Source organism: Streptomyces sp. SID5469 (assembly GCF_009862865.1).
GTDB lineage: Bacteria > Actinomycetota > Actinomycetes > Streptomycetales > Streptomycetaceae > Streptomyces > Streptomyces avermitilis.
In genome coordinates this window covers 198489-218928 of the sequence record NZ_WWIN01000001.1, presented here as the reverse complement: position 1 = coordinate 218928, position 20440 = coordinate 198489, and the positions used below count along the sequence as shown (strand labels likewise).

Genomic DNA, 20440 nt, shown 5'->3' with positions numbered 1-20440 from the left:
TGGCCGCTATCTGCTCCTGACTTCATCTGTGTTCGGCTTTCGCTGGGGTGCGTAAGTCGCGACGGTGCTGATGGGCAGGCCGATGCGGGCGCTCTGCCCGGGCGGTTGTGGTGGGCGACGGCGGGATGCGGCGGGCTTGTGGGCAGGCCGGTTGTGCGGCGGCATACCCGAGGACACAAGCCCGGGTGCGGGTGGCCGCTGCGCCGTCACTGCTGTCGCCACGGGTTCGGAAGGCAGGGTGTTCGTCTGACGGGGCTCGGTGGAGGGCCATATGGAGCGTGGGGGGCCTGCGTGCTGGTTCGCTCATCGGCCACGTGCCCGTCCGCCGGTGGGGCCCAGGAGGTCGTTGATGAGCTGCTCGGTCTCGTTTTCCAGGGAGCAGTCGATCTTGCGGTTGATGTCCTGGATTCGGGTGATCGCGGTGTGCAGTCCGGCCCGGTTCCCGGCCGCGTGCTCGATGCGCATCCAGTCCCGATACAGCAGCTCTGCGCTGTCGTCGACGTCGAGACCGGTTGCGATGGCCTGCCTGGCGGCGGTCAGGTCGTGGTGCGGGCCTGTGGGTGTGCGGTAGGTGGCCACGGTGTGGGCGACATCGATGATGCGGGTGCTCATTTCCTGCTGGTAGGGCTCGGCCCACGGCAGTGGGCGGGTCCCGAAGGGCCGGCCGCGGATGAGGCCGAGTGCCTTTTCCAGGTCCGGCAGTCCGGCTGTGCCTTGGGGCAGGGCGCGCTGGGCGAGCTGGGTGAACCGTGCCCAGTCGCAGCGGACGGCTTCGGACAGCTCGTAAGGGTCGTCGCCGGACCGGCGCCTGGGCACGTACGCGTTGCCGGCCGGGTCGTTTCCCAGGGCGCGGCGCAGGCCTTGCAGGCGGGCGTTGAGTGTGGCTGTGGACCAGGGGCTGACCGGGTCCATGTCGGCGCACAGCACGTCGGCGCTGCGGCCCGGCCGGAAGTACAGCAAGGCGGCCAGCCGTGCCTGGCTCGGGCCGTGGCCGGTGGTGGCCACGCCGGTCACTTCCACGGGGCCCAGGACCCGGATCTCCGGCGCGTGCAGGTCCTGCGCCTGGGTATCTTCGCCGACGGCCTCGGCTGCCGGGGTCTCCTGCGGGCGGCCGGTTGCCTCCGCTGCCTTCTGCGGTGCCCGTCCGTCGGGCGTCATTTCGGCGGGTTCCGTCCCGGGTTCGGCAGGGGCCTTGCCAGGCGCTTTCGGGTCGGGCAGCAGCTTCAGGCTGGCGGGGTCGGTGGACGCGGCCAGCAGTGCCGGGTAGATCTCGCTGTCACCGGTGCCCGCGGTGAACGGGGACGCCGGCACGGGTTTCTCGCCGTCGCCAGACTGTGTGGGTTTGGCCAAGTCCAGTGGACGGGGGCGCTGCGGGGTGTCCGGCTCGTGCGGTACCTCTTCCCATGGTCCCTCGGCTGGGTCGGCGGGTTGCGCGGAGATGGCGAGCGCGGTGGTGATCTGCAGGTAGGCGGCATGCTCCAGACGCTGCACCGTGATCTCAGAGCCGATGTAGTCGAATTGCTGGGGCTTGCTGAGTGAGGCGTTGAGGATTTCGGCGTCGGGGAAGGACGCGGCCGCAGCGCTTGCGGGGGCGATGAGGGTGACGGGAACGTGTTGGGCCTTGTCGATTATGTCGGCGAACTGCCAGGCCAGATCGGCGTCCAGCGTGGACGCACACAGCAGCAGGTACGGCTGATGACTGGTTTCGGGCATCTGGTGCGCTTCCAGCAGCCGTTCGCTCAGGTCCCGCAGTGCGTGCCTGGCGTGGCGCATGTGTGCGATCCGGGACGTGGGCAGCAGCTGCGGCAGGTCCTCGCCGAACCCGATGGTCACGATCTCGGCCTCGCTCGCCCACGGGCTCATCCCGAGCTCCAGGGCGAGCGACGTGCACACCTCGGTGATGTGTACCGGGTTGCCGTCCAGCAACAGGGCGGCCACCTGGGGGAGGTTGAGCAGCAGGAGGTCACCCGACTCGGTGCTGCCGATTGTGACCAGTCCCGGATACGGCGCCGGTACCTCGCGGGCGGTCTCCTCGTCCAGGAGGACTGCTTCGGCGGGCAGCACCCACCAGCCGGCCTGCCCAGCCACGAAGGGCGCCTGCGGCTTGCGGGCGAGGCCCTCGGGCAGTACCTCCACTGTGCGGGTGCCGATCCGCGCGGCCCGTATCGGGGGCAGATCCGCAGCCTTTTCGTGGGCCACCTGGTGGGCCAGGGTCCGTAGGGCCACGTCCAGGCGGGCAGCGCCGCCCGGTTCGGCGGCCGCCGCCAACTTCGCCTCGGCGGGAGAGGTCTCTGATGCGATGGCGATCTTCTCACCAGGCGTGCGGCGGCGGCGCTGCAGCGTCCTGCGCAGGGCAAGAGCGCCGGTGATGGCGGCCGCCAGCAGCGTGCCGGCACCGAGAACAGTGCGCAGGTTCAGCGGACTGCTGGCCGGTGCCGGTGCCGGTGCCGGTGGCGGCGTCTCGGACGCCGTGGTGGCGGGGGAGGAGTCAGCGGAGCCCGGCGCCTCGGCCGTGGCCGACGGGGCGGCGGCAGAGGGTGCGGGGCTGGTGCCGGGCCGCGGCGTCGCGGACGCCGTCGCGGAAGGAGAGCCCTGTTCCTGCCCCGGTTGCTCGGCGGGACGGCTGGCTGGGGTGCTGGGGGCCGATGACTCTGGCGCGGGCGCTGTGGTGGTGCCCGGTGCTGGTGCCTGCTCATCTCTCCTGTCATCGCCCGGCTTTTGCTTGCCATCAGGCTTTTGGGTGGCTGGGGGAGTGGTCTCCTGGCTGCCCGCCTCATCGCCGTTGTCGCCGTCCCGTGGCGGCGTGTGCGGGTCGGGCTGGGCGCCGGGCACAGTGACCTGCTGCCCCGCGTAGATCACATCCGGGTCGGAGATGGCGGGCAGGCCGTCCGGCTGCGTCTTGCCCCGGCTGGCCTTGAACAGGCGTGGCCACTCGCCGCCGTCGCCGAGCTCTTCTTCCGCGATCTTCGACAGGTAGTCGCCGGAGTGGACCGTGACAACGTGCTCATTTTTTCCTTCAGCAGTGGGAGCGGCCCTGCCCAGCTGTGTACGGATGCCTCCCGCGGCAGCGGCGGTATCAGGCATCTCCAGCTGCCAGCCGGGCTGCAGAAAGCCGTGCGCGCGAAAGACCTGGCCGTCGACCATGGTTCGGCCCTCGTTCAGGGCGGCGATCTCCCGCCACCGCTCTCCGTCGCCCAACTCCCTTTCGGCGATGCCCCACAGGCTCTGTGCGGGACGCGTCGCGCGGACCGTGTACGAAGTACGGGACGCCGGTGTGCTTGCGGAGTCCGGCAAGGTCTGGTCGGGCTCGGCGGTCTGCGGGGCTGGGGCCTGGCCGGGGACGCGGGCCTCGGTGGTGGCCGGTGAGGCGTGGGCGTCGGAGGCCAGGGCCGAACTCGTGGGCAGCAGCACCAGGATGCTGCCGACCAGGAGAGCCGCGGCACGCTGCGAGGCGCCAAGTCTGCGCGGGGCCTGCCAGCTCCGGCCCCCCACCTGCGCGATCAGCTCGCGTACGGCGCAGAACGCAAACTGCGCCCACCCGATCCAGCCCACCGCGACGAGCAGCAGCAGGAACGCCGCCCCCGTATCCTGCCGGTCCAGCAAGTGCGTGAGGTCGTCGTGGCTGGAGGCCCAGATGGCCGGGGTGACCCAGGCCAGCAGCAGCGGCAGCCCGGCGACCGCGGCGGCCAGGACGAGCAGGCTCAGCACGGCCTTGAGGACCCGGCCCAGCGTGCGGCCGGCCGCTGTGGCGGGGGAGTGGGTGGTGCGCATCAGTTTCCTTCGGGAGCGGTAACGCCGTGCAGGAGGGTGGCTTTGCCCTGGCCGGTCACTGACAACGAGCCGATCCCGACCACCGACAGGAACTTCGTGTCGTACGAGCCGGTGACGTTCACGTTGAGGGTCTTGCCGTCGCCGGACACGCTGACCGTGCCGGTGGCGCCGGCCGAGCGTAAGTAGGCCTGGGCCGCGGCCTGGGCATCCTGCAGGTCCACGACGATCGCTGTGCCGCTGATGGCCTCGGCGGGGTCGATGGCCTGCCCGCCGGCCCGGGCGGCCTCGCCGGCGATGTAGTCGGCGCGTTCGGTGGCACGCATTTTGCTGCCGCCGTCGACGGCGACGCCGATGATGCCGATCAGGGCGAGGACGCACACGGCGACGAACACGGTGACGCCTCCCCGGTCATCCCACCGTGCCCGGCTCAGCCCTGTCTGCCGGAAGCTCATCAGTCACCTCGCTGCCTGTACTGATCCACTACGGAGGTGGCTGTCGACGTGAGGGTCCGGGCCCCGGGCACGCCCGGCAGCAGGAGATCCGACAGATCGACCGTGCAGGTCACGGTCACGGTGACCGTCCCTACCTGGCCCACCGGCACGCTGAGGCCGCCGGTGTTGACGCTGACGCTGGTCGACGCGCACGTGATGCCCTGGTCGTTGAGCGACTCGGCGGCCGCCGCGTGCGCGGCACTCTGGGCGGCACCCGCCGTACGGTGAATGGACGCCTCCCTGGCCGCATCTTCAGCTGCCGCGTCGATCTTCGAGCCAGAGGTGACGAGGCGCCCCCCGGCGATAGCCAGCCACAGGAACATGATCAGCGACGGGAGGATGATGGCCGCCTCGATCGCGGCGCTGCCCTCATCGCTGCGAAGCCTGCGAGCCCATCGGGCCATGTATCGCACGTAGTTCACCTTCCCGGGACCGTCCAGCGCTCCACGGGACCGGACGCCGACTGGGTGACCTGCAGACCCGGAACGCCCGGGATCATCGACATGGCCGTGCCGGAGACCTGTACCCGCACCCGCTGCCCGTTGCTGCTGGCGGACACGCTGTAGCCGCGCAGGCTGTCACCCGCGACGCGCCCCAGCACCTCCCGTGCCTGGGCCGCACCGTCGGCCGGACCCGACTCGTAGGCGCGGGCCGCGGTGAGGCCCTCGCGAGCAGCGGTCAGGGCGATCTGCCGTGCGTAGTACCACATGGAGACCTGGATGACGGCCACCGTGGCGATCAGCACGAACGGGAAAATGATCGCCATCTGGATGGAGGTGTCACCGCGGTCGTCGCCCCATCGTCGTCCCTGCCACCAGTCCTTCAGCCGCGCCGGAGGAGACATCACAGCCCAGTGAGCTTGCCGTTGTACTTGGAGATCACGACGGCGATGGTCCCGGCGATCAGTACAGCGCCGGTGACGGCAGCCACCCAGATGATGACGGTGGTGGTGCTGATGTCGCCGCGGTCCGGCCTGCGCTTGGCCTCCTCCAGGCCCTCCTGCAGACGCGTGGTCGCCCAGTGCACCGCACGGTAGGTGCGGGCTGCGGTGTGCTTCATGCTGTGCTCCTTGCTCCTTCAGAGGTTCAGTGACTCGGGGTGGCCTTAGACGGTGAGCATGCGGATGACCGCGGGGAACGCCATCAGCAGCATCACCAGGACCGCCAGCAAGGCGCCGGGGGCGGTCATCTTCTCGCTGGCGGCGTTCGCCTCCGCGGCCTGATCGGCCAGCAGTTCGGAGTTGAGCGCTGCGGTACGAGCGCGCAGCGCCTTGTAGACGGCGGCGCCGTCCGTGGCCGATCCGCGCATGATGTCGGCGACGTCGTCAAGGACGGGCAGGTCGTACTCGGCGGCGAGTTCGGTCAGCGCCTGATAGGGCGGGATCTTCTCCATCCGGGCCCGTCGCAGGGCGCCCTGCAGAAACAGGAAGGGCCAGCCGAGGCCGACCTCGGCGGCCTTCTCCAGCGCCTCGGCGGGGCCGGCGTCGGCGGCCCGCTTGAGCGCGACAAGGTCCAGGTAGGCGGACAGGGCGTGCGCGAACTCCTCCCGGGCCCGCTTCGCTTGGTCACGGACCGCGAGATCCGGTGTGATGAACAGCAGTCCCGCGATGAGGAGGCCCACGCCGGCGGGAACGTAGAACGGCAGGGAGACGCCCGCGATGATCCACGGAATCGTCGCAATGACCGGGCAGAGCAGACCCAGCGCGGCGAGCGTGGTCTTTCTCAGCATGAACTGGCCCCGCCCCTGCCCCAGCAGGGCCAGGTTGATCGTGGGGATCCGCACACCGGGCAGGCGCTCGAGGCGGGCCAGCAGCCAGCGGCCCCACACCTCCTCGCGGTCCAGCTCCGGCTCGGGCATGGTCAGGGTGGCCGGGGCACTGCGCTGCAGGGCCGGCCCCAACGCGGCCTGAGGGCGCAGCAGTTCCCGCACCAGCAGCGCGAGGCCGGCGCCTACCGCGCCACCGGTCAGGACGACGGGAAACAGGTTCACGACGTGACTCCTTCCGGCTCACGGCCAGCGACCGGCACGCCCGGCTCCGTCGCCGGCGAGGGGCAGCCGGACTGTGCTGGACGGGTCGGTGATCAAAAAGCGCGGGATGCGGCGGAAGGCACCCAGCTGCCGCATCAGGGCGAGCACCCCGATGAACCCGACGGTCAGGAAGGCGAGCACGAGCTGCCCCAGCAGCGTGGAGTAGGGCTTGGTATAGGACGGCACGAAGAACCCGGCCACCACGACACCCACGGTGATGACGGTCATCCACCGCACGGTGGTCCGCGGCTTCGCCCGGTCCGCCTCGATGGCGCGCTTCTTGGCGACCTCGTCGCGGACCGTTCCCGCCAGGTCCTCCAGCGCCTGGGCCAGGCCCGGGCCGCGGTCGTTGACGGACAGGATGAGCGCGGCGACCACCTTGTCCGCGGTGACGTCGTTCAGTTCCTCGGCGAACGCGCGTAGCGCTCCATCCGGCCGCCAGCCCAGACGCAGCCGGTCGGACAGATTGACGATCTGCGGGGCAAGTTCGTCCGGTGCACCCTGACGGCTGGTGATCATCGCCTGTTCCAGGCCCATGCCCAGCCGCAGCAGGCCGGCCAGGCGCTGCGTCCACTCGCTGAGGGCCTCCAGCTGGCCGATGCGTTCCTGCGCCATCTGCGCCGGGCTGATCAGCCAGGGCACGCCGACCACGGCCACGCCGAGCAGCGCGCCGCCCACAAAATTCCCCGAGACCAGCCACACGGCCACGAAGACCACGACCGCCAAGGCCGCGAGGGTCCGACGGCGCAGCCGGACGTCCTCGCCCTGGTCCTTCCCGGCGCGCAGGGCCTGCCACCGCTGCTGCAACGGAGCCCGGCGCGGCGCCGTCGTGCCCACGAGGCCTGCCACCACGCCGATCAGCCCGCCGATGACGGCCATGCCGCTCAACAACCCCCACAACAGGGTCATCGGATCACCCCCACCTTCAGCTGCAGCGGCGCCTGCCAGGCCCCGTAGGGCTGTTGCAGCTGGGCGGAGTCGAAGCCGACGCGGCGCAGGTCGTCGACGCAGCCCGGATCCATCCTCGGCACCGCGCGCAGCTCGCCGAACTCGGCTCCGGGGGAGAAGACCGTGTTGGTGGCGGGACGGCCGTTCTCGCCGATCCCAGTCAGCTCCAGGACGTGGGAGACGTAGCGGTGGCGGCGGCCGCCGATCTGCGTCTCATCGGTCATGTCGACGTACACGATGAAGTCCAGGCCGTTGGCGGTCTGCCGGTAGGCGAGCTGCTCGGACAGGTTGTCCTGAGCGAGCGCGTACAGCTCGGCGATCCGGTCGAAGATGATGTCCGGGCGCCGGGCGTGAATCGTGCACAGGTTGCCGCCCGACCCGTTCGTCAACGCCTGCATCATCGCCACGACTTCCGGCCCGCGGACCTCGCCCACCACGATCCGCTCCAGCGACATCCGCAACGCGGGATGCATCAGATCCAACAGCGTGACCTCGCCAGCACCCCGCCCGGTGACGTCCTTCTCCCCGTTGGACTCGCGGCCCACCAGGGAGACGACCTGCCGGTGGTAGCCGTTGGCGTGGGCGAACAGCTCGTCCTCGGTCTGAATGGTCGCAAACCGGCACTCCGGGCCGAACTCCTTGAGCATCGCCCGCAGCAAGGTGGTCTTCCCGGCCTTCTGCTTCCCCGCGATCATGATGTTCTTCTCCGCGCGCACGCACGCGCCGAGGAAGTCGCGCAGGATCGGGTCGATCGTGCCCAGCCGCACCAGGTCGTCGAGACCGGCGTGGGAGACCCGGTGCCGGCGGATGACCGCATAGGTCATCGGGCCCAGCCCGGTGATCGCCTGCAGACGGGAGCCGTCCTGCAGGGACAGGGCCAGGGTCGGGTTCGCCGTGGAGATGGTGCGCTCGTTGTGCCCGGAACTCCGGGCCAACTCCCTTAATAACTCCAGCAGTTCGTCCTCCGACTCCGCGATCGGCCCGACCATCCGGCGCTCACCGTCGCCGTAGTCGAGCCACACCTCGTCCGGGCCCTGGATGATGATGTCCTCGACCCGCTCATCATCCAGATACGGCTGCAGCCGCCCGGCCCGAAAGAGCAGGTCATAGACGGCACGCCGCAGTGCCTCATCCTCCTGCGGCGCCATCGCCGCCGAGTCCGACCACAGCGCGACCGCCTCGTTGATCCAGTCCAGGCAACGCTGCTGCTCGCTGGCCCGGTCCATATCAGGCTTCGCCTTCAGCAACTCCTCGCGCTGCTTGGCGACCTGGCCGGCGATATGCCGGGCCACCTGGTAGTCGACGGTGACCTGAGGCGTGGCGGTGCCGAGCGCGTGCGTACTCGAGGCAGCACCGGCAGCCGTCCCATTCGCCTGATGAGGCCAGGCCGGCTGGGGGCGGCCAGGTGGCGGGGCCACGGTGGGATCGGGATGCAACGGCTTACCGCGCACGGGTCACCTCCCCGCCCCCAACAAACGCTGCCCGCGGATCGAGGCGGGCCCGCCGCGCAGCGGCCCGCTGAACCAGCAGGGCACTACACGTCCGGGAGGCCTTCATCAGGGCGGATTTGGTGAAGTGGCGCGGCTGATCGGCGCCGTCGGACAGAACCTGGGCGTCCTTCGGCGCATACGGAAGGGTCGCCACCACCGGCACCTGCAGCACCCGCTGCACCTCGCCAGCGGGGTAGGGCCCTTCGTTGATCACGATGAGCCCGACATCGCCGACCCGCTTCTCCAGAACGGCCACCCGGGCCTGCGCGGATTGCAGGGAGCGCAGGGTATTGCGCACCACCACGACCACCGCGTCAGCCTGCTCGGCCAAGACCGCGGAGGGCCCGAAGGCCCCGGTGCGACCGAGGTCGATCAGAATGTCATGGCCTTGGCTGGCGTCGATGCCGCGGAAGGCCACCGCCAGCGCCTTCCACACCGAAACCAGACTCGCCGCCTGCGCGGGGTCGGTGATGCCCGGCAGCAACAGCCGGTCGCGCGGCGACTCCTGCTTGCCGTCGTCACTGGACAAATCGATCAGCTGCCGCCAGAAAGCGTCACCGGACTCGCCCTTGCGAGCAGCGACCGACAGGTTCCGCAGCCCGTACCGGTCGCCGAGCGTGCCCTGCAGCAGACCGTGCAGCACGGCCCCGCCGTCCGGGTCACACTCAGCCAGGATCATCTTCCGGCCCTGCTCCAGCGGCCACGACAGCAGCAGCGCCAGCGCACTCGTGGTTACTCCCGGTGCGCCGCTGCAGCCGGCCAGCGCGATCACAGCCATCAGCTACCGTCCGGAGCAGCGAGGACCAGGCGCAGCGTGCCAGCCGACACCCACGCAGCGGCGATGGGACCGTCATCCGCAGAAGTAGCGACATCGACGACCACAACCCCGCTACCAGGGGCGGCGCCGGACGCCTTCACGACCCGCCCGGCGATGGTCCTCGGAGAGAGGCCGGACGACTTGCCCGTGTCCTCCACGCCCTGCGCCGGGACGTGGACCAGCTCCACCTTCTGGCCCGGCACCAGCGCGGTGGCCGGGACCTGTTCCGACTTGAGCCCGATCGGCACCAGCTGCTCGCCGGCCTTCACCAAGGAATCCTCCGTCACCTGCGACGGCGCCAACAGGGAACCGGGCCTGAGCTCCACAGCGGCCCGCTTGCCCACCACTGAATCCAGGTCACCGGCACGCACCGCTTTGACGGCCGGGTCCAGGGCGATGGAAGCCTTGCCCAGGTCCTCTTCGCTCAGGACCTGGCCGACCTGGACATCGCGGGCCACGGTCACCACCTCGGTGCGGTGGCCGACCTGGAGCAGCAGGACGGCAACACCGGCCCCTCCAGCGGCGATCAGCGCCAGCGACAGGGCGATGACACCCGGCCGGCGCCTGCGGGCCGACACCCGTGGGGGAGCAACCGCGCCGGATACTCGTCCCTGCTGGGGGACTCCGTTGGGGCTGGCTGCTAATCGTTCTTGGGACTTGCTCAACGTTCTGTCCTTCCGGCGGCGTTATCTGACGACCTGCAGCTCGCCGATCGCCACCTGCACGTTGGTTTGCCGGATCTCGGTGAGCTGGCCGGCAGCTCCGCCGCCCTGCCAGTCGATCGTCCACGTCGACGTCGCGGTCACCGGGTACTTGCCGCTGCGGGCACCAGCTGAGCTCTTGGAATACACATGTCCGCAGTTAGGTGACTGGGCCATGCCCTCGGACGCCTGGTACGGCGTGCCCGGGCCGTTGCACGTCACGGAGGCGCCGTCGCCCATCTGCCACACGATCTTGGAGACCTTCGCGGTAGCGGTGACGGTTATCCCGCCCGCCGAGGCCGACGCGGTGTTGGGCCCGAAGGTCGTGGCACTCTGGTTGACCCACATCCACGTCGGCACACCGACCGTGTACTTCCCGGCCCCGCGCGGGCTGGCGATGTCCGGGCCGAGCAGCGTCATCGAGTCGACCGCGCGCTGCGCCAGCTCCTGCGGGTCCACCTGGGGTGCGGGTTGGCCCTGCGGTACGACGACGAAACCGTCGCCGCCGTCCGTGCAAGCGCGGAAGTACAGGTCGCTCTTCTTGGGGTCGGCGCCGTTCCAGACCGGATGGTTGGCCGGCGGCTTCGGGTTGACCTTGGTCAGCTTGCACTGCGTCTTGCTGCCGCTGCTGCCCTGCGAGCCCGTCTGGGTGCCCTTCCCGCCGGTCTCGTCGTCCACGCCGACGCCGACGCAGAACTTGATGACCTGGCACTTGCCCGCCCCGACATCGGGGTCGTCGTCGGCGTGCGCGGTGCCTGCCGCGGCCAGGACGAGGGCGCCGATGAGTAATGACAGGCGCCGGGTCAGCAGGCTTGATCTTTCGCGGTCAACTCCGTGACCATCCACTTCGTCCCCCACTTTTCAAGCGTCGCGGTGCTGACGTATTTGATGAGTCGCTCCGATGGAAGCGGGACCGGCTTCTTCGAGGCCTTGTCGATCAGCGTCCAGTTCGTAGTGTCGACGCAGTCCGTGAGGGTGGCCTTGGGAATCTCACCGTGGGTCACCTTGGGTTCCTTCGGGTGGATCACCGGAATCCCGGTCGTTACCTGCCTGGCCTCCCGCATCGCAGCCAGGTCGCTCTCGATGTCAGCCAGGGCCCGGAGAGTGGTGTTCTTCTTCAGATCGGTGCCTGCGGAGGATGCCTTCCTGTAGGCCTCCGTCTGCGCACTCCAGGAGCGGGTGTACGCGGCGACGACGGCGGCGTCCTCCGCATCAGCTGTGGAACTGGGGGACGACGACGGGCTAGCCGTTTGAGTACGGCTGGGCTGGGGCGGTGACGCGTCCGTGCCGCTATCGCTACAACCGGCAAGCGCCACCAGACTGCCCGCGAGAAGTACGGCTGTGGCGTGCTTCCGGGTGCGAACAGCGGCGAGCCTGAGCCCTGACGAGCGTCGTTTTGTGCGTGTCACGTTGTCTCCCCGTGCGACGCGGTGCGATGCGACCGCTGCCTCCGGCCTCCGGTATACGGCGGCCCGGTACCGCGGCCTGGTCCAGCTGCGGTAATGCGTTGCGTGACCGCAAGATTACGCATATGCCAGTCAACTTCCCAGCTTGATATTGGAGTTCACTCGTACAACTCGGGACTTAACCGGTCACTTTCGGAACCGGATGTCGATTTCTAGTCCTGTGTATTGGCTCGTTCCGTCCGCACATGTTCCGGGCCGGTCCTGGCTTCGTGCGGACCGCTTCAGCGCCCTGTTCGCAAGAACGAGACCTCGCGCTGTCGGTTCTTCCGGTGGCCAACCTCGGCGGCGTTGAGCGCGTACGGATGCTGCTCACCTCGCCCGACCTGTAGGGGAGTCGGCCACACGGTGATCACGTCTCCGTCGAGCGTGACGCGCCGGCCTGGGAACTGATGGCGCACCAGGTTCAGGTCGTCCAGGTCGAAGTCGTCGGCCCCTTGGACTACGCAGGCGCTTCCGACGAACGAGACGGCCTGGGTGTCGACGGGCCATTCGGCACCCGAAGCCATTTCAGGGATGCGAATCTCACTAGCAGCTTGAGGCATCTGGTTCTCCCAAGTCCGAGACACGCAGGGTCGTTTGAAAGGCGCGACCCGGTGTGCAGAAGTAAACTAATGGTTCGCGTAAGCAAACGTCAAGAGAGTTCCGAAGCAGTTGCAAGGCTGCGACATTCGGTCGACACGAGACTGCCGAGTCACAGCTCGGTCCAGGGCCGCGGCTTGCCGCCAGCCAGAGGCACCCAGACATTGCGGGTAGGACCCTTGTCTTCGAGGTCTTCCAGGACCGCCGCGCCCATCGGAACCTGCCGGGCCAGCGTGCCCACGAGCGGATGCTGCGCCACCATGGCCTGCAGGTCGGAGATCCGGTTGTCCAGTACGTACCGGGAGGCTCCGGTGAGCGCGAACAGGACCCGGGGAAACACGGGATACCAGCGCAGCCAGACGGCACCGGGAACGGCCGGCTGACGTGCTCGGGACCGGCTGGCAGGCTGCGGCTCGTACGACCACAGCCGCGCGTATTCGATCAATTTCGACGCGAGCCGCTCGCTGCTCATGGTCGTTCGGTCGACCTCGACGAATGCCCTGAGCTTTGTCCGCTGATCATCACCGATGAGGGTGTAGTGCATCACCGCATCCGTGATGATCTTCTCGCCGTCGCTGAGCGGGTGTGAGACCTCGGGTGTCCAGTCCAGGTGACCGTGTTCGTCCCCACGCCTGCGGGCATCGGTGACGAACGCCAGGTGGGTGCGGACCACGGTCAGGGTGTGCGGTGTCTTCAACGAGGCAGCCGTGGCCGAGGTGATCGGATACGGCGGACGGCCCCGGAGCGCGGGGAAGTCCCTCACCAGCCGGGCACCCTCCCCTGTCAGGTACCAGGCCCGCGACCGGTTGGACTGCGGCAGCACCGCGTAGTCCACCAGGCCCTTGCGGCGCAGCTTGTTCAACGGTGTGGAGACGGTCTGCCGCGCCGCGTCAGGCCGCAACAGGTCGTGGAGCTGACCGGTTGTTGCCATCCGGTGCTGCCCCAGCACCGCAAGGAGCTGATGCGGCAGCGGCTCGACCGGACTCGGTGTGCGGCCGGACGACAGGGTCTCGAAGGCGGTGGTCACTGGTATCCCTTCTTCTGCAGCCGTGCGGCGGGCCGGGTGGTGGGGGCGTGCTGGGCGAGAAAGTCGCCCACACGGTTCAGTTGGTTAGTGGCGAGTGCTGTGAGCTGGTCCAGTGGCGCAGCCCCGGCCATGGCCCGGGCGGAGCGCTCCAGTGCTGCCGCCTGGCGGGGGCGGGCGTAGTCGGCGAAGACTTCGTCGAGGTGCGGACCGGTGATCGGGACGGGGCCGACGCGAGCGCCCCTGACCGTCAGCGACATGTAGTGCTCGAACCGGTCCAGGGCGGCGACGATGTCAGGGCCGGGGCGGTCGCCCCATTCCGCGGTGATCGGGGCGATGGCGGACTGTGAGCCGGCGGTGGAGGCCAGGGTGGAGGCGTTCTGGACCAGGGACAGCCGCACCGGGTTGGGCAGGCGGGCCAGCAGCTGTGTCATGCCGTGGACGTGGACCTTGTACTTGCGGAAGTCCTCGAACATGCTGGCGATCGTTTCGGGGGCCGCGCCAGTCAGGGTGATCAGCTCGTCGAAGTATGGGCGGAACGGCACCCGCTGGCCTTCGGGGGTGTCGCGGCGGGAGCGCACGGCGCGTAGCAGGTCCCGGGCGAGCAGCGCGGTGATCAGCCGGTCGGTGGGTCCGTTCCCGCCCGGGCACACCCATACGATCATCTTCGAGTCCATCGCGCCGCGGATGTTGTAGACGCCGGCCGGCTGCCCGAGGAACGCGCGGGTGACGGGGTTGGCGGCGAGGCGGGCGATCGGGTTGAGGACCACGGCGAAGGAGTCGGCGGGCAGTGTCGGGAACACCGTCTGCCACCAGGAGCGGGTCTCCTCCTCGAGCCGTCCCTCCACCCCGGCGAGCGCCGCAGCGCGGAAGAGCGGATCGGTGAGTAGCGCCCGCAGGTGGAAGACCGTGGCCTGGTCCTCCGGACGCCCGGCCTGGCATGCGGTTTCGTTGACGGCCACCAGCACCGCCAGGGCGGCGGTGAGGATCGTCAGCGCGCGGGGTGCGCTGGCGTCGTCCCAGCCGAGCGCGGACGCGAAGGCGTCCGCGGTGGCCTCGACGACCTCGTGCGCTGTCTGGCCCTGGTGCATACCGAGCGGGTTCCAGCAACTCACGTGCGGAGAAGTCCCATGGGCGTTGAGGTCGATGAGTGCGATCCGCTGCATCAGCGCGTCGTGGGCCAGGAACGGCAGAGCACGGGGCCAGGAGTCGCGGTGCGGGTCGACGAACAGCAGCCCGCCTCCGGCATGCGCCCAGCCGATCGCCTGAGCGAGGGCGCGTTCGGTCTTGCCGCCGCCCGCCTTGCCCACCCCTACCTCGAACAGCGTCTCCTTGGCGTAGCTGGCGATCAAGCGCCGACGACCGTCGGGGGAGCGGTAGATGCCCTGCAGCAGCAACTCGGGGTTCCCGAACTCGAAGGTCGGCAGGTCTGCGGCGAGCAGCGGCAGACGGCAGTGCACCGTGGGCGGCTTGAGCAGGCCGAGCAATTCCTCCAGGCGCACCCAGTTCGGGCGGGGTGGCTGGCAGTGTCCCAGCCGCCAGCGGCGCTCGAAGCCGCGCCGGCTGGGCCAGCGGTCCGCGCCGAACCGCCACGGACCTACGCGCCACCCGCGCATCGCCCACCGCGAGCCCCCGCCGAACACGTCGAACGCGGCCTGGAGCTGGGCGAGCCTCGCCTCGGCCCGCCCTTCGGTGTTCGAGGCGCACATCACGAGCAGCTGCACACGGACGAGATGGTCGTCACCGGCGAGCTTGCCCAGCGCGTCCTGGGGGTCCACCCGGCGGGGGACCGGCGGCATGACCAGACGGCGCCCGCCCCCGTCCTGCTTCCGGCTGACCAACTGCTGCAACTGCCAGGCGAGCGAGTCCTCGATGCCGGTGGCGTCCTGCCGCACCCACCTGGCAGCCCGCTGAGCCTCGCGACGCTCCCTGCGGCGAGCGTCCGACATCAGCTGCACACGGCGCGCCCGAAGCGCCCACTTGGGGGCCCGCTGGATGTCGAGCCGTATCTCAGCCAGGTCACCCAGTTCCGCCCGCAGGTCGCAGACGGCATCGATCAGTGGCTGCAACGGGTCCGGGTCCAGCGGCACTTCACGCAGCGGGGCCGTGGGCTTGCCGCGCAGGATGAACTCCGCCCGCACCACATGCTCACGCGGCTTGTCGACGAGGGGACGAGCCCGGTTCACCGTGACGCCCGGGCCGAAGGGAGTGATCGACAGCAGACGTTCGCCGCCGGCGGGACCCTCGATCCGGTAGCGCAGCGGACTGGACCCGTCGGCGCGCAGCCGGATCTGCACCGCCTTCGTACGGCGCGGCGCCCACCACGGCATGCTCGTCGAGGCCCGGGCGAGCTGGACTCCGCGGCGGAAGATCTCCTCCAGGCCGGGGTCGAAGTGCCGCGACGGCACGAGCTCCAGCGCCATCCGCTCGGCCGAGGCCTTCCTCGCCAGGCGGCGTACCGCCGTCTCGCTCACGGCCCAGATGACGATGGCGGCAGCCACGGGAACGTACCAGTAGGCGATCACCCAGCCGACGGTGTGAATGATGCCGGTGAACATGCCGAATACCGAGCCGGACGCTGACGGCGCCGCCTGGCCGGTCAGGTACGGGGCTGCGGAGTCCACGTGGATGCTCCTTTCGTCGAAGTGCGGGTGAAGTACCGGTCGGTGATGCGCCGGTCGGTGTAGGTGCCGCCGCGGTCGGTGCCCGCCCACACCAGGTGCACCACCGCCTTGTTAGGGCTGCCGTCACGGCGGGCGATGGCGGCCTGGATACGGAAACGGGCGGTGGCGAACGCCGGTGCGACCGCCTGGTCCGGGTCGCCGAAGATCGCGGGCCACTTGGCGCGGCCGATCCCGGTGGCGTCCGCCCGCAGCAGGCCACGGCCGGCCGCGAGGAGCTTGCGCTCCTCGTCGGCGGCGAGATCGGCGGGCCAGGCGTCCTCCAACGACTTGTGGATGACGGCATCGCCGGCGGTGCCCTCGCCGTGCGGCGGCAGCGCGGACGCGCTGGCCGACTGTGCCGACGCGGTGGAGGCCGGGGCCGGCGCGAGCCCGCTGGCCTGCCCAGTACGGCCGCCAGAAGCGGACGCCGAGGGATGCGACGTGGGAGCGGCCGCACGCGGTGGCGCCGAAGCTGAGGGTGCGCTCTGCGTATGCGGCACCGTCAGCAGGATCACCCCGGCCACGACCAGGACCCCAGTGGCGATCAGCAGCAGGCGCGGCGAGCGCGCCGGGGACGTGGTCACAGCAGGCGGGCCCCTCCCGCGTATCCCGACATCGCGTTGACCGCGTCCAGGCGGACAACGGTCCCCGGACGGGCGGCGTTGACCATCTGCCCGCTGCCCACGTAAATCCCGACGTGATAGATCGTCGAGTCATGACCGGGAGCGTCGGCATAGAAGACGAGATCGCCGGCGTTGAGCGCATCGGACCCGAGACTCGTGGGGATGCGCTGGCCGACCCCGGCCTGCGCAGCCGCCGTACGCGGCAGCTGAATGCCAGCCTTCGCGTAGGCGTACAGGGTCAGCCCCGAGCAGTCGAAACCCTTGATGCTTGCGCCGCTCTTTCCGCTGGGGGAGCAGCAGATGCCGTACGACCTGCCGCTCGCGTTGCCGCCGCCCCACGAGTAGGGCACGCCCCGCTGGGAGAGCGCCGCCTCGATGACGGTGCGGACCTTGCCCGTGACGTTCTTCAGGTCCGGGTCCTTCGCGGCCGCCGTGTACTGGTCGATCCAGCCCAGCACGTTCGAGACGTACTCATTGGAGTGGTTGTACTGGAGGATCGCCGCCTTGAGCTGCGCCCGCTTGGTCAAGTCCCGTCCGTTGCCGCAGAGATAGGCCGCGGCGCCGAGCGCGGCGTCGTCGGCGTTGTGCGGGTCGGCCGTCTTGTCCCCGTTCGCGTCCTCGCCGATGCCCTCCCAGGTCGACGGCAAGAATTGGAAGGGTCCGACCGCGCGCTCCCCACTGGCGGTTCCGTCCCACTTGCCGCCGTCGGTGTCCGGGAAGGCGGTGGTGTTCCCGCCGGCCCCGGAGCCGTTGAGGAGCACCCCGTAGATGCGCGGGCGGATGTCGCCGTTGTCGGCGATGTTCCGGCCCACGGCGTGGTTGGACTCGACCTTGGCGATCCCGGCCAGGATCGGCCAGCGCATGCCCTGGCACTTGGGCACATGCTTCCCGACCTGCTGGACGGCCTTCTTGTAGGCGGTGAGCATGCGCGGCGGGATGTCCGCAGCGGTGCCGCCTTCGGCGACCCCGCCGTCGGCGCTCGCACCCGTCTTCAGCGCCACGTACGCGCTGATCGCGTTCCCTGCCGGTGCGGCACAGCACACGGCGGCGAACAGCAACAGCACCACCACACACCCCCACTGCGTCTTGCGGCGCCGGGCCGTCCTCACCCGTCCTCACCGTCCTCGACCTGCCACCGTGCCCGCATCTCGCGCAGCGCTTCGGCCTGCCGCATCAGCTCCTGCATCCGGGCCCGGTTGCCGGTGCTTGCAGAACCCTCCGCGCCACCGTCGCCGGGGGGAGCGGTCCGCCCTGGTCTGCCGCCTGCTGCAGCCCGGGGCGCACCGCTTCCGAGCCGGGGCGGGGAGGTCGGCGGCGCGCTCGGCCGTGTGCTGACCGAGGCCGGAGACGCGGACGCGCTGGCCCGTGGGGAGGCCTGTCGCGTACGGGCTGGAGAACTGGAGGACCCGGTCGGCCGCGGAGCCGGTGCCGGACGGGCCGGCAGGCGACGGGTGACGAAGGGGCCGGGGCCGCCGCTGTCGTCGGTGTGCTCCCGCAGGACACGAGAGACATGACGTCCTGTGTCGGCCCAGGCCCGGCCGTCCTCGCGGACGGTGTTGCCCCAGACCTGCACCTGCTGCCGGGCGTCCAGCAAGTACTGCGATTTGCCCGAGCGGGCCCGGCGGACATTGGCCGGGAGCCCGACTGTCGTCCCGTATGCGGCGCGGCCGCCCCGGTTGAGGATGCGGTACCCGCGCAAGCGCACCAGACGGTTGTGGGCGCGCGTCGACAGCAGCGTGCGGTCGGTGTTCTGGTCGTGCAGCACCTGCCCCGTGCGGCGGTCGACGACCTGGCCGTCCTCGTCGCGGTAACGATCGGGCGGACCGCCAGGACGGCGCGGCCCTCCGCCGCCTGAACCGCCGTCCGGGCCGCCGTCCGGGCCGCCCGCGTCCGGGTCGCCGTCAGCCGTGGGCTTGCGCCACTTGGCCAACTGCTCCTTGTCCGGCCGCCGGCCGATCAGCAGCCAGTGGGTGCCCTTCGCGCCAAGTCGCGCCCCCGCCCCGCTCACGGCGGCCGCCGCGGTGAGCGGTGCGAGCCCGCGACCGGCTTCGGCGCCTGCGTCGGCGAGGACACGGCCGGTGTCCACCGGCATGCCCGCCCCGTCGAACAAAGAGGTGAGCGCGCCCATCAGCCGCTGCCGGGTGCCGAGCAGCCCGAACCGGCCGCCACCGCCGCCGGTGAAGGCGCGCAAGCCCCCGCCGTATCCGCCCAGTGCTGCGGGCGAGTTCATGGCGAGCGCGGCGCCGAGCTCGGAGGTGTCGCCGGGCATGTGGGTGCCGCCGACCTTGGCGTAGCGCATCCGCATGGCCATGCGCCGCCCGAAGGAGGTGATTCCGGTCAGGAGCCTGCGGTGTCCGGCCGTGCCCGCGATGGCGAGGACATCGATCAGCAGGATTCGCTCGACCATCAGGTCGGGGCCGTTGGTGATGGTGGCGTCCACGGCGATGCCGAAGAACGGTACGAAGGCGCAGACCCCGACCACGGTCAGGGCCGAGATGCCCCAGATCGACAGCCACTTCCACACTGACTGGCGTGCGGGCCCGGGCAGCATGCCGGCGATGAAAGTGACACCGCCCGCGGCCGCGGCTGCCGCACAGATGCCCTGGGTGCCCAGCAGCACAATGGCGCTGGAGAGCAGCATGCCGCAGATGAACAACGTGGCGATGAGCAGCAGGGCGGCCCCGCCGACCCGCCACCAGGTGGGCTTCTCGGCGTAGGCGGCGCAGGACTTGCCGACGTCACCGGTCTTCTTCATGTCCTGCAGGAAGGCGTAGAACTCGCGGTCCTCGTCGGTGACGATCGCGTGGGAGGCGTCCAGCAGTTCACCGCCTGGGGTGAGCTCCGGCAGGGTGCCGCTTCCGTTGTTCCCGGGAACAACGTCGGTGTCGCGCTCGCAGTACTTCTTCGCCTCGCCCTTGATCTTGGCGCAGGCGTCTTTCTTGTCCTCGTTGTCTTTCTTGGCGCCCGCCTTGTATCCGCCGGTGACCCACATCAGATGGACGGCGTAGGCCCTGCGGTCGGCAGGCTTGGCGGGGTCGAGGATGCGCCCGTACTGCAGCAGCATGTACGGCTTGACGATCAGCGCGTTGGTGATCGAGTCCTGGATCGGGCGGGCCACCTCTGCCGCGGAGACCGGGCCTTCGCCTTCACGCTCCAGGCATGTGATCTCCGCGCTGCCCGCCATGCCCTCACACGGCCCCTTGCTGGCGAGCTTGCCTCCCCAGTCGTAGGAGTTGACGCTCTGCTGCGCGACCTCGGCGGCCACCTGCTGGGATTGCCCCAGCGGTCCGTCCTGGGCGAGCAGGGTGTCAGGGCGGACGAACGCCGAGGCGGCGAACGCCGCGATGAGAAGAGTCAGAAAGATCTCGCCCAGACCGCGGCCGACACGGCCACGCACGATCATGAACCCGGCGAACACGAACGCCCAGGCCAGCAGCAGACCCTTCAGCCCGAGCGTGTCCACGACCACGTTGTCGTAGGTGTCGGCGGCCTTCTGCGCCGGACGGCTCAAGATCTTCAGCAGCGGGAACCGGAAGGCCACCTCGATCGCCCACCCCGCCAGGCCGACCAGCATCCGGATCAGGGTGAACAGCCCAGACAGAGCGAACGCGAGGGCCTGCGTCTTGAAGGCGACAATGGAGCCGCCTTCGGCGTTCAGCTCGTACCCGTTGATCGGCACCCCCTCGGAGGAAGTGATGTTCAACGGGGTGAGCAGGTCACCGGTCTCACTGTTGCTGCTCGCCGCGTACACGACCTGGCTGTTCACCATGACGAACACGCCGGTGACCAGCAGGACGAAGCCGACCGAGCGCAGCGTGCCGCGGTCTGGACGGAACATC

The 20440-nt window shown here is 70.0% G+C and carries 18 protein-coding genes; all 18 read right to left on the bottom strand.

Going from position 1 to position 20440, the window contains the following annotated elements; translation table 11 throughout:
* Positions 1 to 303: 303 nt before the first annotated feature.
* Positions 304 to 3771, bottom strand: a complete 3468-nt coding sequence (locus GTY58_RS00985; RefSeq protein WP_010981628.1) for a LysM peptidoglycan-binding domain-containing protein — start codon at positions 3769 to 3771, stop codon at positions 304 to 306.
* Complete coding sequence (locus tag GTY58_RS00980) at positions 3771 to 4223, bottom strand: Tad domain-containing protein (protein WP_010981627.1); 453 nt, start codon at positions 4221 to 4223, stop codon at positions 3771 to 3773. Before GTY58_RS00980 ends, GTY58_RS00985 begins: the two co-directional genes overlap by 1 nt.
* Positions 4223 to 4666 (bottom strand): TadE family protein, encoded by a 444-nt coding sequence (locus GTY58_RS00975; protein WP_037651070.1) that lies wholly within the window; start codon positions 4664 to 4666, stop codon positions 4223 to 4225. Before GTY58_RS00975 ends, GTY58_RS00980 begins: the two co-directional genes overlap by 1 nt.
* 14 nt (positions 4667 to 4680) lie before the next feature.
* Positions 4681 to 5106: a TadE/TadG family type IV pilus assembly protein gene (locus tag GTY58_RS00970; RefSeq protein ID WP_174514656.1), complete on the bottom strand. Its 426-nt coding sequence runs from the start codon at positions 5104 to 5106 to the stop codon at positions 4681 to 4683.
* Positions 5106 to 5321 (bottom strand): hypothetical protein, encoded by a 216-nt coding sequence (locus GTY58_RS00965; RefSeq protein WP_010981624.1) that lies wholly within the window; start codon positions 5319 to 5321, stop codon positions 5106 to 5108. The genes GTY58_RS00970 and GTY58_RS00965 overlap by 1 nt, the downstream gene beginning before the upstream one ends.
* Before the next feature lie 45 nt (positions 5322 to 5366).
* Entirely contained in the window at positions 5367 to 6251 is an 885-nt protein-coding gene (locus tag GTY58_RS00960; protein ID WP_010981623.1) for a type II secretion system F family protein, read from the bottom strand.
* Between the two features lie 18 nt (positions 6252 to 6269).
* Complete coding sequence (locus tag GTY58_RS00955) at positions 6270 to 7199, bottom strand: type II secretion system F family protein (RefSeq protein ID WP_010981622.1); 930 nt, start codon at positions 7197 to 7199, stop codon at positions 6270 to 6272.
* Complete coding sequence (locus GTY58_RS00950; protein ID WP_010981621.1) at positions 7196 to 8689, bottom strand: CpaF/VirB11 family protein; 1494 nt, start codon at positions 8687 to 8689, stop codon at positions 7196 to 7198. Before GTY58_RS00950 ends, GTY58_RS00955 begins: the two co-directional genes overlap by 4 nt.
* A complete protein-coding gene (locus GTY58_RS00945) occupies positions 8679 to 9506 on the bottom strand; it encodes a hypothetical protein (RefSeq protein ID WP_010981620.1) in 828 nt (275 codons plus the stop codon). The genes GTY58_RS00950 and GTY58_RS00945 overlap by 11 nt, the downstream gene beginning before the upstream one ends.
* Positions 9506 to 10123: an SAF domain-containing protein gene (locus tag GTY58_RS00940; RefSeq protein ID WP_242432097.1), complete on the bottom strand. Its 618-nt coding sequence runs from the start codon at positions 10121 to 10123 to the stop codon at positions 9506 to 9508. Before GTY58_RS00940 ends, GTY58_RS00945 begins: the two co-directional genes overlap by 1 nt.
* Positions 10124 to 10231: 108 nt before the next feature.
* Positions 10232 to 11104 carry an ATP/GTP-binding protein gene (locus GTY58_RS00935; RefSeq protein WP_242432098.1) on the bottom strand — a complete coding sequence of 291 codons (873 nt, stop codon included), beginning with the start codon at positions 11102 to 11104 and terminating at the stop codon, positions 10232 to 10234.
* Complete coding sequence (locus tag GTY58_RS00930; protein ID WP_137951566.1) at positions 11050 to 11655, bottom strand: hypothetical protein; 606 nt, start codon at positions 11653 to 11655, stop codon at positions 11050 to 11052. The genes GTY58_RS00935 and GTY58_RS00930 overlap by 55 nt, the downstream gene beginning before the upstream one ends.
* A gap of 278 nt (positions 11656 to 11933) precedes the next feature.
* Positions 11934 to 12218, bottom strand: coding sequence for a hypothetical protein (locus GTY58_RS00925; RefSeq protein ID WP_037651016.1), 285 nt, complete (start codon positions 12216 to 12218; stop codon positions 11934 to 11936).
* Between the two features lie 185 nt (positions 12219 to 12403).
* Positions 12404 to 13318 carry a replication-relaxation family protein gene (locus tag GTY58_RS00920; RefSeq protein WP_010981617.1) on the bottom strand — a complete coding sequence of 305 codons (915 nt, stop codon included), beginning with the start codon at positions 13316 to 13318 and terminating at the stop codon, positions 12404 to 12406.
* The gene (locus tag GTY58_RS00915; RefSeq protein ID WP_037651018.1) at positions 13315 to 15939 is read right to left on the bottom strand and encodes a hypothetical protein; all 2625 of its coding nucleotides are present in this window, start codon (positions 15937 to 15939) and stop codon (positions 13315 to 13317) included. Before GTY58_RS00915 ends, GTY58_RS00920 begins: the two co-directional genes overlap by 4 nt.
* Complete coding sequence (locus GTY58_RS00910; protein WP_010981615.1) at positions 15915 to 16562, bottom strand: hypothetical protein; 648 nt, start codon at positions 16560 to 16562, stop codon at positions 15915 to 15917. The genes GTY58_RS00915 and GTY58_RS00910 overlap by 25 nt, the downstream gene beginning before the upstream one ends.
* Positions 16559 to 17710, bottom strand: coding sequence for a C40 family peptidase (locus GTY58_RS00905; RefSeq protein WP_010981614.1), 1152 nt, complete (start codon positions 17708 to 17710; stop codon positions 16559 to 16561). Before GTY58_RS00905 ends, GTY58_RS00910 begins: the two co-directional genes overlap by 4 nt.
* Positions 17707 to 20439: a hypothetical protein gene (locus GTY58_RS00900; RefSeq protein WP_010981613.1), complete on the bottom strand. Its 2733-nt coding sequence runs from the start codon at positions 20437 to 20439 to the stop codon at positions 17707 to 17709. Before GTY58_RS00900 ends, GTY58_RS00905 begins: the two co-directional genes overlap by 4 nt.
* Between the last annotated feature and the right edge of the window lies 1 nt (position 20440).

Excerpts from the sequence above, each read along its gene's own strand:
- GTY58_RS00985 (WP_010981628.1), bottom strand. The coding sequence starts at position 3,771 with ATGCGCACCACCCACTCCCCCGCCACAGCGGCCGGCCGCACGCTGGGC.
- GTY58_RS00980 (WP_010981627.1), bottom strand. The coding sequence starts at position 4,223 with ATGAGCTTCCGGCAGACAGGGCTGAGCCGGGCACGGTGGGATGACCGG.
- GTY58_RS00975 (WP_037651070.1), bottom strand. The coding sequence starts at position 4,666 with ATGGCCCGATGGGCTCGCAGGCTTCGCAGCGATGAGGGCAGCGCCGCG.
- GTY58_RS00970 (WP_174514656.1), bottom strand. The coding sequence starts at position 5,106 with ATGTCTCCTCCGGCGCGGCTGAAGGACTGGTGGCAGGGACGACGATGG.
- GTY58_RS00965 (WP_010981624.1), bottom strand. The coding sequence starts at position 5,321 with ATGAAGCACACCGCAGCCCGCACCTACCGTGCGGTGCACTGGGCGACC.
- GTY58_RS00955 (WP_010981622.1), bottom strand. The coding sequence starts at position 7,199 with ATGACCCTGTTGTGGGGGTTGTTGAGCGGCATGGCCGTCATCGGCGGG.
- GTY58_RS00945 (WP_010981620.1), bottom strand. The coding sequence starts at position 9,506 with ATGGCTGTGATCGCGCTGGCCGGCTGCAGCGGCGCACCGGGAGTAACC.
- GTY58_RS00925 (WP_037651016.1), bottom strand. The coding sequence starts at position 12,218 with ATGGCTTCGGGTGCCGAATGGCCCGTCGACACCCAGGCCGTCTCGTTC.
- GTY58_RS00900 (WP_010981613.1), bottom strand. The coding sequence starts at position 20,439 with ATGTTCCGTCCAGACCGCGGCACGCTGCGCTCGGTCGGCTTCGTCCTG.